Origin of the sequence: Glutamicibacter sp. JC586, from assembly GCF_009805585.1 — a bacterium.
Classification (GTDB): Bacteria; Actinomycetota; Actinomycetes; order Actinomycetales; family Micrococcaceae; genus Glutamicibacter.
This window is the reverse complement of the sequence record NZ_VHIN01000005.1, coordinates 38,660-53,200: the sequence shown is the minus strand read 5'-3', so window position 1 is coordinate 53,200 and position 14,541 is coordinate 38,660. Positions and strand designations below refer to the sequence as shown.

The following is a 14,541-nucleotide window of genomic DNA, read 5'->3' as shown; positions in this document are numbered from 1 at the left end:
CTGATGGCAAAAACACTGTACCGCAATGGGGCAGTTTATTCGGCCGCGGATCCGTTTGCGACCGCCATTGTTGTTGATGGCGACACGATTTCATGGCTTGGCGGTGAGGATGCAGCTGACCGCCACGCCGAGAACGTTGATGAAGTAATCGACCTTCGCGGGGGACTGGTGACTCCAGCCTTCGTTGAGTCCCACACCCACCTTGCCGCGTTGGGCCGGACCTTGTCCGGAGCGGACCTGAGTTCAGCCACGTCCGCCAGCTCGTTGTTGTCCCTCGTAGCAGCTCAAGGTCAAAAGTCCAGCAAGATCGTACTGGCCCACGGGTGGGACAACTCCGATTGGCGCGATAAGACTCTTCCCGAGTCGAATGATCTCACCAGCGCTACCGATGGTCGCTCCTATTACCTCGCCCGCCGAGATGTTCACAGCGCACTAGTGAATCAAGAACTCCTTGATTTCCTTGGCCTTGGAGATCTGAAGGCTGGACTCATTCTCGGATCTGAACACGACGAGGTACGGCTGGCGATTGCCAAGACTCAAAAAGCGGATCACGAATTTCAGCGTCTGGCCCTCGAACACTACGCTTCGCGCGGATTTGCCACCGTCGTGGAGATGGCGGCCCCGCAACTTGAAGGTCGCACCGCCCTGGATCAACTGTTGGCCGATGACCAGCCAAGTCTTCCTCAGGTGTACGCCTACTGGGGCAAAGCGGTGACGGATGCCGACGAGGCGGACGAACTCTTTGCTTCTTTCCCGAAAGGACGCTTGCTAGGTATCGGTGGTGATCTGAAGGTCGATGGATCTTTGGGCAGCCACACCGCCTATCTTCGTGAAGACTACAGCGACAAGCCGGGCCACAAGGGCACGTTGTACTTAGACAAAACAGATATCGCAGCCCACCTGATTGCTTGCAGCAGCCGTGGCATTCAGGCGTCATTCCACGTTATCGGTGACGGTGCATTGGATGAAGTCCTTGACGGATTTGATCTGGCAGCCCAAGAAATTGGTGTGCCAAAGCTACAAATGGCTCGCCATCGACTCGAACACGTTGAGATGGTTGACGACGCAACGCGCCAACGATTGCTGCAATATTCGATCACCGTGTCGATGCAGCCGGTATTCGATCAGACTTGGGGCGGTTCGAACGGCATGTACGCTCAGCGACTGGGGCAGCGTGCAGAGTCGATGAACAACCTCTCTGCGATGTTGTCCGCTGGTGTTCCGATGGTTTTGGGGTCAGACGCGCCGGTCACCACCGTTGATGGTTGGGAAGTTGTTCGGGCAGCGATGAATATGTCGAACTCCCACACCCGCATCTCCGCTCGTGCGGCCTTCTTGGCGCAGACTCGATCTACGTACCGCGCTATGGGCGAGATGAATCCATTGGCCGGACAGCTGGCTATCGGTGCACAAGCCACCTTCGCAGTGTGGACCGCCTCTGAGCTAGCTGTACAGACTCCAGATGTGCGTATTAGTTCCTGGAGCACCGATGCCAGAGCCGGCACCCCGATGCTACCGGTGGTGGACGAAGAAATCCCTGAATGCCTGCGCACCGTGCGTGCTGGCGTGACGATTTTTGACAATCTCGATACTGAAAATTAGCCGACAGCGAAACAATCGCTTCAGTCAGATCATTCTGGTGAACTAGCCTTTGACTTGTGAAGTCTAGATAAAGACTGAAGTCATTACATGGTTGACAGTGTGGGTGGGGTACCCACTAGGCTGAACTAAGCGCCTCTTCGTGATGCACAAGCATTGCGTTCGATACGACGCAAGTTGAACAACGATCCTCAGTGACCTTAGATAACATTTTGTGTGCCTCGAGCATGCAAGATAGGGCCGAAGTCACTGAGGATCGTTGTTTTATCCAGTGTCACCTAGGGCTTCACGAGTATTTTTGACTACAATTAGAACTTGGACTATCTCTTCCTACAGCCACGCGAGACATTAGCTTGTCTCAGTGCCCAGGAGGGGAGATCATTCTTGTTGCATACCCAGAAAGGTGCCGCCGAGTGCGCGTCATTACCATCATCCCGACCTATAACGAGCTGGAGTCACTCCCGCTAACAGTAGGACGGTTGCGCTCCGCCGTTCCGGATTCAGATGTCTTGATCGTTGACGACAATTCACCTGATGGCACTGGTGAACTTGCAGACAAGATGTCGGCGGATGATGCAAACATTCACGTTTTGCACCGCACCGGTAAAGATGGTTTGGGCGCTGCGTACATTGCCGGTTTCGAATGGGCCCTAGCGCGCGACTACGATGTTCTGGTCGAAATGGACGCCGACGGCTCGCATATGCCAGAACAACTACCACGCTTACTTGAGGCCAGTGAAGCTGGCGCCGATCTAGTGATCGGCTCACGCTGGGTCAAAGGTGGCGAGGTCGTGAACTGGCCATTGCTGCGCAAGGTCATTTCCCGCGGTGGCAGCTTCTACTCTCGCACCATGCTTGGATTGCCACTGCGCGATATCACCGCAGGTTACCGAGCATTTAAGCGCGAAACCTTGGAAGCAATCGATTTTGACGCCGTTGAATCACGTGGTTACGGCTTCCAGGTTGACATGACCTTCCGAGTTGCCATGCTACGCAAGAAGATCGTCGAAGTTCCAGTAACCTTCGTGGAGCGCGAACTTGGCGCTTCGAAGATGAGCGGAAATATTGTTTTTGAGGCAATGTGGAACGTGACCCGCTGGGGCATGGGTGCACGTTGGAAGAAGCTGACCTCAAAGAAGTAGATTTTATTTAGTGGTGCGTGCCCAGAACTGTGGGTGCGCACCACTTCTGTTTAACTTCAGTTCTGCATGAACTCTGCTCCATTGCCTGGGGAAAGTTGAGGGGCTGATTGCAGCAACCAAAATGTTGCGACAATCAGCCCCTCAAACGTGCCCAGGGCCGACACTACAGAACAAGTAGGGTCGGCGGTGGGGGAGAGCTAGACGGCTTCTCCACGAGCAGCACGTAGCTGCGTGAGGCGATCTGCCAAAGTCTTCTCTAGCTCTTCTTCACTGCGACGCTCCAGAAGCATGTCCCAGTGGGTACGAACTGGCTTTTCGTTGCTAACTTCTTCGGCGTGAGCTTCGCCGTGGACGAGCTTAGCTTCCTTGCCGTTCTTGGTGTGCCAAACGCCCGGAATTTCAGCTTCTGCTGCAAAGACAACGAAGACGGTCTCGCCGTCTTCGGTACGGTATTCCACACGCTGACGGGCAGCCGGCTCCACACCTGCCTCAGATTCCATGCTCTGTGCACCCAGGCGCATGCCTCGTAGGCTGCGATCGCTCATGATTTCCCTCCGCGATGTTTGAAGAATTCGCTAAACGTACCAACGTTTGATATCCGGAAATAATTCCGGCCGACCGGCGACCGTTTTCTCGAAGTACCAAAACATCCATTATACGCGTCTGCGGCGAGGCGCATTGCATGCACCTCGCCGCAGAACGCGATCTAGTTGTTTTAACTGCCCTTACTGGGCGTCACTTTGTGGGGCAGTAGGGGGAGTCGGCGCTGAAGAAGCACCGTTTCCACCTAAAGCTCCGCCAATGCCCTTCAGTGCCTCGGTGAGCTCACTAGGGATAACCCACAAGGTGTTTGAGGTACCTTCGGCAAGCTTTGGCAAGGTCTGCAGGTACTGGTAGGCCAGAAGTTCGTGATCCGGGCGACCAGCATGAATTGCGTCAAAGACCTTCTGAATAGCCTGTGCTTCACCATCAGCTCGAAGGATCGAAGACTGTGCGTCACCCTCGGCTTTTAGAATCTCAGCTTGACGCTGACCTTCGGCCGTGAGGATCGAAGACTGCTTGGTACCTTCGGCGGTCAGAATAGCGGCACGACGGTCACGTTCTGCACGCATCTGCTTCTCCATCGAGTCCTGGATGGACAGGGGTGGATCAATCGCCTTTAGCTCTACGCGGGAAACGCGGATTCCCCATTTGCCGGTAGCCTCATCCAAGACACCACGAAGCTGTCCGTTGATCTGGTCACGGCTGGTAAGAGCTTCTTCCAGGTTCAAGCCACCAACCACGTTACGCAAGGTCGTGGTGGTTAGCTGCTCGACAGCTTGGATGTAGTTTGCGATTTCATAGGTAGCCGCACGAGGCTCGGTGATCTGGAAGTAGACCACGGTATCGATGGAGACAACCAAGTTATCTTCGGTGATGACCGGCTGTGGCGGGAACGAGACAACCTGTTCACGCAGATCCAGTAGCGGCAAGAGGCGATCGACAAATGGGATCAGTAGCGTCAGGCCGGGGTTCAAGGTGCGGTTGTACTTGCCGAGACGTTCGACAATGCCAGCGCGTGCCTGCGGCACGATGCGTACACTGCGAAGTAGAACGACAATCACGAAGATTGCCAGAACGACAAGCACAACAGTCAAGCCGAAACCATTGTTATTCATGGACGTACTCACTTTCGTTGTGCCGGGTGATGAAAAAAATTTCTGAACTAGCTCTAGAAGTCCGGCTGCTCGGCGGGCTTTGAAGCAAGAAATGCGGTTGCCCCTTCAACACGGGAAACTACGGCATAGGTACCAGGCGACATGGTCGGCACGCTGGGTTCAGCCCGTGCAGTCCAGATCTCACCCTGAATCTTTGCCGAGCCTGAAAGCCGTGAAGTAGGTTCCAGGATTAACGCATCAGCGCCGATGAGACGTTCGATATTGGTCCTGTACCCGACCGGTGATTTCTTAAGATGCTTCATGGCGATGGGTCTAACCAGGAAGATCATTAGGAGTGAAACGAGGCAGAAAATCACTACCTGTAACCAGATCGGTCCGTTCAGCAGTGCTACGGTGACACCGCCGAGGGCACCGACTCCGAGCATGATGAAGTAGAGATCCAAAGAGAGCATCTCAATGATGGCCAGCAGTAAGAACAGCGCGAGCCAGATAACCCAAGCGTTACTTATGATCCACTCTGCTGTAGTCATGGAATCCACCCAATTTCTCCTAGGACAGGGCCACGTGCTTTGGCCGTTTCCTATATTCTGCCGTATGCACTATCAATATTGAGTAGTCATTTGGGGGTATCTTCTAGGCCTGTGGCGAGAAAATATGTACTCCAAATGATGCGGTCACTTCTTGTTGACCGAGGGAAGTAGCTTTGTCACGCAAGATTTGTGGGGAGAGGTGATGGCCGGCCGGACCCATAAACGCGAGATTGTACAAATCGACGGAATCCAGTTTCATCGTGTAGCTCAGATTTTCGGAAGCCATATGTTCCAATTGCTCGCCACCGAACTTTTCAACCAAAATTTCTTGCTTACCTTCAGCGACAGAGAGCATACCGAGCGGTTCAATGACCTCGTGAAGATGATCTGGCTGTCCAGTCACGACCAGGCATAACCCGTTGGGGCGAAGCACTCTTCGGAATTCTGCTGGGTTATGCGGCGCGAAGCAATTGAGTACGACATCGCGCGAGGCATCGGCAGTGGGAAGCCTGCGCCACACATCCCAGACCATCGCCAACGTTGAAGGAACCTTCGCTGCACGACGCATCGCATAACGCGAGATATCTAAGGCCAGTGCGTCATGAGTGGTGCTAGCCGTGGCGGTCAAGACTTCACCCAGGTAGTACCCGGTGCCGGCTCCGGCATCGAGGATATCTAATACGTCGCGGTGATGATGCTGATTAATCAGTTCAGCGAGACGTTGCGCCAACGGAGCGTAGTGGCCTTTGGCCTGAAAATCCTCTCTCGCCTGCACCATGGGGGCGGTGTCTTCGAGGAAGTTGGTCCCTTTACCGGTGAGGAAGTTGAAGTAGCCCTGCTTCGCCGCGTCAAAACGATGGCCGTTGGAGCAGGTAAGGGTCTTTTGACGCTCAATACTAAATACCAGGGGCAGTTCGCACACTGGACAGGTTGCGCTGGTGGTTTCCGGGGTCATTAGAAATTCAGTACCCGCCGTGCAGTGGGAAGGTCCAGCGCATCATGGCGCCACAATTCGCTCTCGTTGATCAACGAGCGAGTTTCGACCTTATCTACGTAGACGGTGCCGAAGAGGTGGTCGGTTTCGTGCTGAACGATGCGCGCTTGCCATCCGCTAAATGATCTTGTGTGCTGTTTCCCTGTGCGATCATCAAATGATGCTGAGATGTCCGCGGGTCGAGTAACTACGCCTTGGAATCCGTCAAAGGACAAACAACCCTCAAAGAACTCGGCCTGACGAGTAGATGAAGCGACATAAGTAGGGTTAAAAATTTCGAAGTATTCCAGAGGCTCGCGTTCACGTTCTAATGCGCTGGCTTCAGGAATTAGATAAAGATCTTCCAAAACTGCGATCTGCAGTGGGATGCCTACCTGCGGTGCCGCAAGGCCAACGCCAGGTGCGTCGTACATTGTCTGGCGCATTGCTTCGAGAAGTTCCTCAAGCATTTGGGCAGGAAGCTGGGCCTTGTATGCGGTCGCACGCTGCCTGAGAACCGGATGGCCCAATTGAACGATGGGCAGGACTCCGTTCTCGTCGGCGGCCTCCAACACTTCGCTGACGATTGATTGAATTTGCTGGGCCGTATATTCGTTAGTCATGATGAGGCGTTTGTCCGTTCGGTTTCGCGGCGTTCTAGCTGAGCCAGGCGGGAAGTGAGGCGAGCTTTTTCGGTGTCGTGAAGCATGTGCCCTAGTTCGGAAAGGTCGTCCTCGGCGTGCAGGTGAACTTCTATATCTTTGTCGTAAAAGACGTCGATGAGGTTTGCTAGGCGGCGTTCTTCGTCCATTGGCATGGTGGAACTAGAGGGAATCTTAGTAATGTGCCATCGTGAGTACCTGCTGGCTAGTTCCAAATAATCCGCGGTGTTGCGACGTGTCCGGCACATCTGATCGAAGCTAATCCAAACCGTGTCTTCGGTTAGAGCGTCGGCTTCAATCCGGTCGTAGCCAATTTCGATCAATACCGATTGGTTTGAATCGGGAAATTCTTGGGGGAGTCGTGTCAACGAGCCGGAACGGAATCCTGTTCGATCTGCTGCGCTAAGCTCGTCGAGGAATCTGTAATCTTGAGCGTTATCGAGTTCAAATACCTCGAAGTTTTGACGTATGTGTTCGATGGTTGGCTTTACCAAATGATGGAAGGTGTCGTCGTCAAGGAGTTTTTCGGGCCCGTAGTTTGACGTGGTAATCAGGCGGACGTTGTGTTCGCTACAGTACTTCACGAGTTTGCCCATGAGCATGGCGTCACCAGGTTCGGTGCAGTGGAACTCGTCGAAGACCAGTAGATCCACTCCGTGCAGTTCTCGCTCTAAGCCCTGGCTGAAGATGGCGCCCATGGGCTGTCCGGCCACGTGGTGTGTTGGTGAATTCAGCATTCTAAAGAACTCGTGGAAATGAAATCTTCTTGTGGTGCTGGCCGGTTGCAGAGCGACAAATGCATTCGTGATTAGTGTTTTGCCTCTGCCAGGAGGGCCGTAAATATAAACGCCCTGTCGGCCGTCAGTTGCCTGAGAGTCAATGAATCCTTCGAGAATCTCCACCAGGATGCGTTGACTTTGATCAGAATCAATCCCACGTGCCGTCAGAGCTTCAAGAAGGCTGTGGCGACGAGAAGTAGTCAAAGGGTCATGTGGCAACGATTCGGGCATAGTTAGATTTTGCCACCCTACGATTCAGCAACCAATTTTGGAAGGCTCAGATTGACGATGAATGATCCTTCGCGTCAATCGGCGGAATCTACGTTGCCATGAAAAGGTACTAGTTAGATATGGTTTAGTAAATATCGATACGGATGAATTATTCAGGGGAGCGACGTCCGTTTCCGTGCCGGCCCGCGAGTCTCATGCGAATCTGGGTCAACCCTATCGCTTTTTGATCCGACGTGACCATAATGGACGGACTCAAGGGAGTGATGCTCAGGGTGATGTGGCTATATTCCCGCGGTGTAACTCCGAAGGGAAAAGTTCGATGGCTGGTAGCTTTGGTCGTCTCGAAACTCGTGAAGGCATAATACCGAGTGATTTGACGGATATGAGCGTTCTTGTTCTCAAGACCATGGCGGATCCAATGCGCCTGCAAATGCTTTGGGCGCTGTGTCGTGAGGATCTGTCGTTGCCGGAGCTTGCGCAGCAAATTGGAGTGAGCCCGACGGTTGCCGGGCAATTCCTGTCGAAGCTGCGCGCAGCTAACGTACTGCAAGCCAACAAGTCTGGCCGACGAACGATCTATTCAATGCACGACGAGCGAACTCGTGAGTTCGTTTATCAGACCATCGACTTTGCTCGATACAGGCTCACTGTACAGGAATCTGTATCGTAGAAACGCACGTTTCAACACCGTACATGTCAGGTGTTTGGACGCTAAACGATCTACTTCTGACTAGGTTACTAGTAAGCCGATAATCTACATTATGTAAAGTAGTGGAAATCTGAGCTTCCCCCGCCATGCGTTATTGGTCCCGTATGACTGTTGATCCGGGCCGATGCAGTTTTCAGCCAGAGCTATAATTGCAAGCATTCTCGCTTGTGCAAAACCGATCGATTCGGACGCCGATCTTCAGAGCTGGGCTTAGAATCATGCAGGCCGGTTGGTCGACTGGAACGTTACTGCGCGGGAAAATCATGCGGGCGACCAAAGTCTTGGTTTCTGTTCTTGAACCTCTTAATAGAATCGGTAGCTAGCCTGGACTTGATAATGAATGTTCACAACTTGGTCGGTGGGAAAGCTGCGTGATGAGTCCGCCAAGTTATGGCCATCAGAATCTCGCGATAGGGTAGTTCATGACCAACGCCCTTTGCGCACTCCCCTATTTATAAGGACTGGCACCAACCCATGTCACCCAGTAGTTTGTACAAGACTGTTGCACGCGCGGAAGCTGTTACATGGGCTCTATTGATTATTGCCATGATTCTCAAATATGGATTCAAGGTCGGCGATTGGCCCGTGTCGATTGCAGGGTTTGTCCACGGTTTTGTGTTCCTGTCGTACATTGCTACTGCTGTACTCGTCGGCATGAATCAGCGTTGGCGTAAGCGTTTGATTCTTGGAGCTGCTGGCACGGCTTTTGTTCCGTTTCTTACGATCCCGTTCGACAAGTGGCTTGAACGCAAATCAAAGCTGGAGGGAGACTGGCGAACAGATGCCACGGATCACCCTGGCGATAAGTCGTGGCTTGACACCCTAATGCGATGGCTCGTGGCGCGCCCCGTACTGACATTTATTATCTTTTTTGTCGTCATCGTTGGTGTGTTTTCATCGATGCTGGTGATGGGCCCTCCTGGCGGTGGAAGCTAAAACTAGCTGCTGTCCGACGGCGCCAATTGATGAGCACTGAAGGTCAAGACTCATAGTGAACTGAGGATCAATCCGCCGAGCATACCCACCATCACGGACAGGAAACTGGCTAAGTGAATAAGGCTGGCGAGTACGAAAATTGCAGGGGCCGACTCCCCCGGCCGATTCGAAATTTAGTGAAATTTTGCACCAATCACACTCATTAGAGTTCCATCGCGTTGGGCATGAATAAATACTCGGTGGCAGCAGAGATCCTACGGGCCTAGCCTTCGCTTGGTTCCCACGGTGGTAGTTGACTTGAGAATCACCTCAAATATTCTAGCCAACCCTAAAGCCATCGTGGCCTGTGTCTGAACCGACAGCTCATATTTCGGGCAATGCTTAGTCGACTAAGTCTGCTCGTCTCTATGATTGAGGTATGAAGCAAAACATCAGTAGGTGGCCGCTGTTGGCGGTCGCCGACGTAGTACTTATTATTCTTTTCGCTCTGCTCGGACGTCGGGAACACGAGCATGGATTAGGCCTTGGCGGGATCCTGTTAACAGCTTTACCGTTCTTGATTGCCTATGTTGTTATGACCGCTGTGTCCAAACCTTGGGCGACGATCAACAAGTTCTGGCCAACCGGAATTCTCGTGTGGTTGGGAACCGTGGCAGTGGGCATGGCGCTGCGGATCTTGATGGGCAAGACAGCAGCTATCTCTTTTGTCATTGTGACACTCATTGTGCTTGGACTGTTTTTGCTCGGTCGGCGACTCGTGGCGCAATTGATCTCTCGACGATCACAAAAGCAGCAAGCCTAGTCCATAAGACCCGGCCGCGATGAGTCCGCTTGCGAATGTTCCCAAGATGAATTGTTCGGCAGCACGATGGTCCTTGAGTTCTGAGAAGCGCCCCAGTCCCTTGATGGCCATGACGATCGCGATCCCTTCCGGCCAGCTAGCCCATAGGCTGCCTAGGATAGCGGCCCGTTCTAGAAGTCCGATCCATAACCCACCACGAAGTGGGGATGGATCGGACTCGTCTTTCACAAGCGAAGAGTCATTTTTGGCGGCCAGCCGAAAGACCAACTCTGTAAATGGACCGCCGAAACTGATGGCAAAAACGGATGAAAGAACAACAACGTAGAACAGCGGCACGTTCGCACCTAAGGCCGAAACATTAGCTATCGCGGCAACCACCGCCGACGCTATAGCCAGAACACCTGCGATAGCTACCAGGATTTCTCTTCGGCCAACACGCGTTCCAACGTTAGCCCCCGAATAGGCAGCTAAACAAGAAAGAACGGTGGCGAAACCAAGACTGCTCCACGCGATCCAAAACATCTACGATTCCCCCAGCATTTTCAGTTGGCGAGTTAGGGACTTTGCTGCCTCATCCATCATTCGATTTGCTTCAAACCATAACGCCGCCGACAGGCGAGACGAGACAGCTTGCTGCGTGATTCCCAGTTCTTTCGCTATCTGCTGCTGGGTCAGACCTTCATCCGCTAAAGTCCCTGCCTCCCACGCGGTGGCTCGACGTTTAGAAATGATGCACGCGGTGAGTTGGAGTTCTGCTTCAAGCCGGGTGGCTTCATGGGAAGGACCATGGACCGCGAGATGAGCATTGGTGTTCTTCGCGCGTTCCACGGCAACGCGAGCATATTCAAAGGCCGGGCCCCGGCCGGCACGGGTCTCTTTTGGGAGCGGGGTCTCCACCTGACCGAATCCAAGACCGACGCTCCAGTCCCCCGAAGCAGCCATCATCACAGCAAGTCTGATGGCTTCCGACGCATCGTCCAATACGGCCTGAACTTCATCGCCAGCGGTACGCTCGAATTTGCGAACAACACTCACGGTGGCATTCGCTTGTTCAATGAGGGCTTGAACCTTGTCTTCGGAAGAACGAGAACGCCGCTGGTCAATAGTAAGTACGATCATGGAACAATTATATAACTTTGTAAACGTCTATACAATTTTATAAGCCTGTAACTTGATATGGGATCTCGATGATGCTGGCTCGCCCTCAGGCTATTTTCGACTAGAGTTGAAGCTAAGTAATAGGTCTTCACGATGGAGACCGCGTAGTGAAAGGCGCAGCAATGGTCACCGCATTCGTTATGATTCAAACTGCAAATGACAGCATCCCGGAGTGTGCCCAGCAGATCTCTGCAATATCGGGTATCAGTGAAGTCTACTCAGTGGCTGGTGATTGGGACCTGATTGCTGTGGCGCGAGTGCACAAGCACGAAGACTTGGCCGAAGTTATCGCCAACAAACTCTCTAAAATTCCTGGAATCCAAGGAACTCAGACCCACATTGCCTTCCGCGCATATTCGGATCATGACCTAGAGGCTGCCTTCTCTCTAGGTCTAGACGACTAAACTAGCGCTAAACAAATTCGCCTCCTGGAGGGTTGTAAACCAACTCACCAGGAGGCGAACTTGTAACTGAAAACAGTCTTTACTCCCCCACGATGTCCTGAGTTGTTCGCGACCAGGATTCAAGAACAGATTTTGCTGCTCCTGAATCGATGGACTGCGCAGCTTGATCTAGGGCGGTTCTCATGCGATCCACGAAGCTACCTTCACTGGAGAGATCGTAGGCAACCATTCCGGCGGCGGCGTTGAGCAATACGGCATCACGTACGGGACCGGTGGCGCCAGAAACTATGTCCTTTACAACCTGTGCATTATGTACAGTGTCGCCACCTCGTAGTTCCTCGATAGTCACCCGGTTGATGCCAAGTTCACGCGCATCAAAAGTGAACTCATTAACTTTGCCATCTCGGACTTCCCAGACCCGATTGGCCGCAGTGGTGGTGAGTTCATCAAGGCCATCGTCGCCACGGAACACCAGTCCCCGGGAACCACGGCTGGCTAGAACTCCAGCCATAATCGGCGCCATGGTCAGGGCGGAGCAACCAACAGCTGATGCAGACGGCAACGCCGGATTGGTCAGTGGACCCATGAAGTTGAACGCAGTTGGAACCCGCAGTTGTCGTCGCGCGCCGGCGACATGACGCATTGAAGGGTGGAATACATTGGCAAAGCAGAACGCAATTCCGACCTTGTTGTATACCTCTACAAGGCGCTCGATTGGTACGTCGAGACGAACCCCTAGCGCCTCCAACACGTCGGCGGATCCGGATGAAGACGACGATGCACGGTTACCGTGTTTAACTATGTTGATGCCGGCGCCGGCGCAGACCAAAGTTGCCATCGTTGAAATGTTGACGGTGTTTTGTCGATCGCCACCGGTTCCAACAATGTCTAATGTTTGTGCATCAATGTCCAGCGGTCTCGCGTTTGCGACCATTGAGTCGACCAAACCGGTCAATTCGGCAACTGTTTCGCCTTTTGAACGCAACGCAACTAGGAAGCCGGCGATCTGCACGTCGCTGGCTTCGCCGCTCATGATCTCATTCATAGCCCAAGCGGCCTGTTCGCGACTGAGATCGCCACCGCTAATCAGGGTGGCCAGAAGATCTGGCCACGTTGGGAACTTTTCGTATTCAAGGCTCGTTGACACAAATGAAAGCCTATCGAGCAAGCCACTACTCCCCCAATTGATGAAGCCAGCAGGTGTGGCATAAGTCGCTAAATCCCCAGAGAAATCAGGGATAAATAGGTCAGGCATATGTTGCGTAAGGGTTTGTTTCGCCAGACTCGCCGATGCAAGCTCTACGAATTGTAGAAAGAGTTTTCGTGATACTTCCGCGTGTTTCCGCGGTTGTTGTCGCTATGTGGTGCAAAAAACCTCCGACAACCCCTATTTGCATTGGTATCTGAGGGGCATTTAGAGACATAATGTCAGTGTGACAACTGCGACTCATGCCCCAAATACGACGGCGCCACATGCGCCGAACCGCCCAAACATGGTGTCGGTGGGAACGATGGTGTGGCTCTCCAGCGAGCTCATGTTCTTCGCCGCCCTCTTCGCCATGTACTTCAGCCTTCGGGCTGCCGCGCCCGAACTATGGGCGACTGAAACTGCCAAACTCAACGTGCCGTTTGCGCTGGTTAACACCTTGATTCTGGTGTCCAGCTCATTCTCGTGCCAGCTTGGTGTGTTCCGTGCCGAAGAATTCAAGCCTCGTCGTTCCGGCGGACTGTTCAACATCAAGGAATGGGGAATGATCGAATGGTTCATTCTTACCTTCATCCTTGGTTCGATCTTCGTCTCGGTACAGGCCTTTGAATACGTCACTCTCGTTCACGAGGGTGTAGCACTGAACTCGAACTCCTACGCTTCGGCCTTCTACATGACTACCGGCTTCCACGGACTTCACGTGACCGGTGGCCTGATTGCTTTCTTGCTGATCATTGGTCGTGCAATGTTGGCTAAGAAGTTTGGTCACTTCGAAGCAACGGGTTCCATCGTCGTGTCTTACTACTGGCACTTCGTTGACGTTGTTTGGATCGCTCTTTTCGCGATCATCTACTTCTTGAAGTAGCAGCTTCTAGTAATAGGTTGCCTCAACAAGAAGTACGGCAACATCACACCTAAGAAACTAAGTGAGGAACCAGCAAGTGAAGGCTCTTTCGAAAAAGCGCCGCCACCCGCTCGCCGCTGTGGCCCTGCTTCTGTTTGGATTGCTGATTACCGGCAGTCTCTACACCGCAGCAGGAAACATCAGCGAAGCGAAGGCCGCGGAGACCACCGCAGCATCGCAGTCCGATGTTGATTCTGGTCAAAAGCTTTTCGCCGCCAACTGTGCTACCTGCCACGGCATGCATGCCGAAGGTTCTGACTCCGGTCCATCGCTGATCGGCGTTGGCGCGGCGGCTGTCGACTTCCAGGTCGGCACTGGCCGTATGCCAATGCAGATGCAGGGCCCACAGGCTCAGGCTAAGCCAGCCCAGTTCGACGACAAGCAGATCTCTCAGCTGGCAGCTTATGTCGCCAGCCTGGGTGCAGGTCCGTCTGTCCCGGATGAAGAGTACCTAGATACCACCCAGGGCGACGCCGCTCATGGTGGAACTGTATTCCGTGTGAACTGCGCGATGTGCCACAACGCGGCAGCAGCCGGTGGTGCACTGACCCGTGGTAAGTTCGCCCCGACTTTGACGGGCGTCACCGAGAAGCACATCTACGAAGCGATGGCTACGGGCCCACAGAACATGCCAGTGTTCAACGATTCCAACATCACCCCAGACGAGAAGCGTGACGTGATCACCTTCCTGAAGACCATTGAAGCTAATGGTTCTGCTGGCGGCGCTGCCTTGGGTTCCTTGGGCCCGGTTGCTGAAGGTTTGTTCACCTGGACCGCTGGTCTAGGTATCATCATCGCCTTCACCATTTGGTTGACCTCGCGTCCTTCCTAAAGCAACGCGCGGCGC

17 protein-coding genes are annotated in these 14,541 nt (G+C 53.4%); 8 read left to right on the top strand and 9 right to left on the bottom strand.

Annotated elements, in window-relative coordinates; translation table 11 throughout:
- The first annotated feature begins 3 nt into the window (after window positions 1–3).
- The gene (locus FJV47_RS03805) at window positions 4–1,602 is read left to right on the top strand and encodes an amidohydrolase (RefSeq protein ID WP_159610208.1); all 1,599 of its coding nucleotides are present in this window, start codon (window positions 4–6) and stop codon (window positions 1,600–1,602) included.
- Window positions 1,603–2,012: 410 nt separating this feature from the next.
- Window positions 2,013–2,741: a polyprenol monophosphomannose synthase gene (locus FJV47_RS03800; protein WP_159610206.1), complete on the top strand. Its 729-nt coding sequence runs from the start codon at window positions 2,013–2,015 to the stop codon at window positions 2,739–2,741.
- Between the two features lie 197 nt (window positions 2,742–2,938).
- On the opposite strand, the gene FJV47_RS03795 is transcribed toward FJV47_RS03800, so the two are convergent.
- The 6 genes from FJV47_RS03795 to zapE all read right to left on the bottom strand — a co-directional run bounded on the left by FJV47_RS03795 (window position 2,939) and on the right by zapE (window position 7,574).
- Complete coding sequence (locus FJV47_RS03795; RefSeq protein WP_159610204.1) at window positions 2,939–3,286, bottom strand: RNA polymerase-binding protein RbpA; 348 nt, start codon at window positions 3,284–3,286, stop codon at window positions 2,939–2,941.
- Window positions 3,287–3,466: 180 nt separating this feature from the next.
- The gene (locus tag FJV47_RS03790; protein WP_159610202.1) at window positions 3,467–4,399 is read right to left on the bottom strand and encodes an SPFH domain-containing protein; all 933 of its coding nucleotides are present in this window, start codon (window positions 4,397–4,399) and stop codon (window positions 3,467–3,469) included.
- 53 nt (window positions 4,400–4,452) lie between these two features.
- A complete protein-coding gene (locus FJV47_RS03785) occupies window positions 4,453–4,929 on the bottom strand; it encodes an NfeD family protein (protein ID WP_159610200.1) in 477 nt (158 codons plus the stop codon).
- A 103-nt stretch (window positions 4,930–5,032) separates the two neighbouring features.
- A complete protein-coding gene (locus FJV47_RS03780; RefSeq protein ID WP_159610198.1) occupies window positions 5,033–5,884 on the bottom strand; it encodes a putative RNA methyltransferase in 852 nt (283 codons plus the stop codon).
- Window positions 5,884–6,525: a peptide deformylase gene (gene def / locus FJV47_RS03775; protein ID WP_159610196.1), complete on the bottom strand. Its 642-nt coding sequence runs from the start codon at window positions 6,523–6,525 to the stop codon at window positions 5,884–5,886. The genes FJV47_RS03780 and def overlap by 1 nt, the downstream gene beginning before the upstream one ends.
- Window positions 6,522–7,574 (bottom strand): cell division protein ZapE, encoded by a 1,053-nt coding sequence (gene zapE, locus FJV47_RS03770; RefSeq protein WP_159610194.1) that lies wholly within the window; start codon window positions 7,572–7,574, stop codon window positions 6,522–6,524. The genes def and zapE overlap by 4 nt, the downstream gene beginning before the upstream one ends.
- 319 nt (window positions 7,575–7,893) lie before the next feature.
- Between zapE and FJV47_RS03765 the strand changes: the two genes are divergently transcribed.
- The 3 genes from FJV47_RS03765 to FJV47_RS03755 all read left to right on the top strand — a co-directional run bounded on the left by FJV47_RS03765 (window position 7,894) and on the right by FJV47_RS03755 (window position 10,021).
- Window positions 7,894–8,244, top strand: coding sequence for a metalloregulator ArsR/SmtB family transcription factor (locus FJV47_RS03765; RefSeq protein ID WP_159610192.1), 351 nt, complete (start codon window positions 7,894–7,896; stop codon window positions 8,242–8,244).
- Window positions 8,245–8,757: 513 nt separating this feature from the next.
- On the top strand, window positions 8,758–9,219 hold the full coding sequence (locus FJV47_RS03760; protein ID WP_159610190.1) for a DUF3817 domain-containing protein: 462 nt from the start codon (window positions 8,758–8,760) through the stop codon (window positions 9,217–9,219).
- Window positions 9,220–9,637: 418 nt separating this feature from the next.
- Window positions 9,638–10,021, top strand: coding sequence for a DUF3054 domain-containing protein (locus FJV47_RS03755; protein WP_159610188.1), 384 nt, complete (start codon window positions 9,638–9,640; stop codon window positions 10,019–10,021).
- Here FJV47_RS03755 and FJV47_RS03750 read toward each other — a convergent pair.
- Together FJV47_RS03750 and FJV47_RS03745 are read right to left on the bottom strand one after the other, a co-directional pair.
- Window positions 10,001–10,543, bottom strand: a complete 543-nt coding sequence (locus tag FJV47_RS03750) for a hypothetical protein (RefSeq protein ID WP_159610186.1) — start codon at window positions 10,541–10,543, stop codon at window positions 10,001–10,003. The genes FJV47_RS03755 and FJV47_RS03750 overlap by 21 nt on opposite strands.
- Complete coding sequence (locus FJV47_RS03745) at window positions 10,544–11,140, bottom strand: sigma factor-like helix-turn-helix DNA-binding protein (RefSeq protein WP_159610184.1); 597 nt, start codon at window positions 11,138–11,140, stop codon at window positions 10,544–10,546. It lies immediately after the preceding gene.
- Window positions 11,141–11,301: 161 nt separating this feature from the next.
- Between FJV47_RS03745 and FJV47_RS03740 the strand changes: the two genes are divergently transcribed.
- Window positions 11,302–11,583, top strand: coding sequence for an Lrp/AsnC family transcriptional regulator (locus tag FJV47_RS03740; protein ID WP_159610929.1), 282 nt, complete (start codon window positions 11,302–11,304; stop codon window positions 11,581–11,583).
- A 79-nt stretch (window positions 11,584–11,662) separates the two neighbouring features.
- Here the strand turns inward: FJV47_RS03740 and trpD are convergent, their stop codons facing one another.
- Window positions 11,663–12,730: an anthranilate phosphoribosyltransferase gene (trpD, locus tag FJV47_RS03735; protein ID WP_255474740.1), complete on the bottom strand. Its 1,068-nt coding sequence runs from the start codon at window positions 12,728–12,730 to the stop codon at window positions 11,663–11,665.
- 286 nt (window positions 12,731–13,016) lie between these two features.
- On the opposite strand from trpD, the gene FJV47_RS03730 reads away from it, so the two are divergent.
- Both FJV47_RS03730 and FJV47_RS03725 read left to right on the top strand, forming a co-directional pair.
- Complete coding sequence (locus tag FJV47_RS03730; protein WP_159610180.1) at window positions 13,017–13,655, top strand: heme-copper oxidase subunit III; 639 nt, start codon at window positions 13,017–13,019, stop codon at window positions 13,653–13,655.
- A 76-nt stretch (window positions 13,656–13,731) separates the two neighbouring features.
- A complete protein-coding gene (locus FJV47_RS03725; protein WP_159610178.1) occupies window positions 13,732–14,526 on the top strand; it encodes a c-type cytochrome in 795 nt (264 codons plus the stop codon).
- Window positions 14,527–14,541 lie beyond the last annotated feature (15 nt).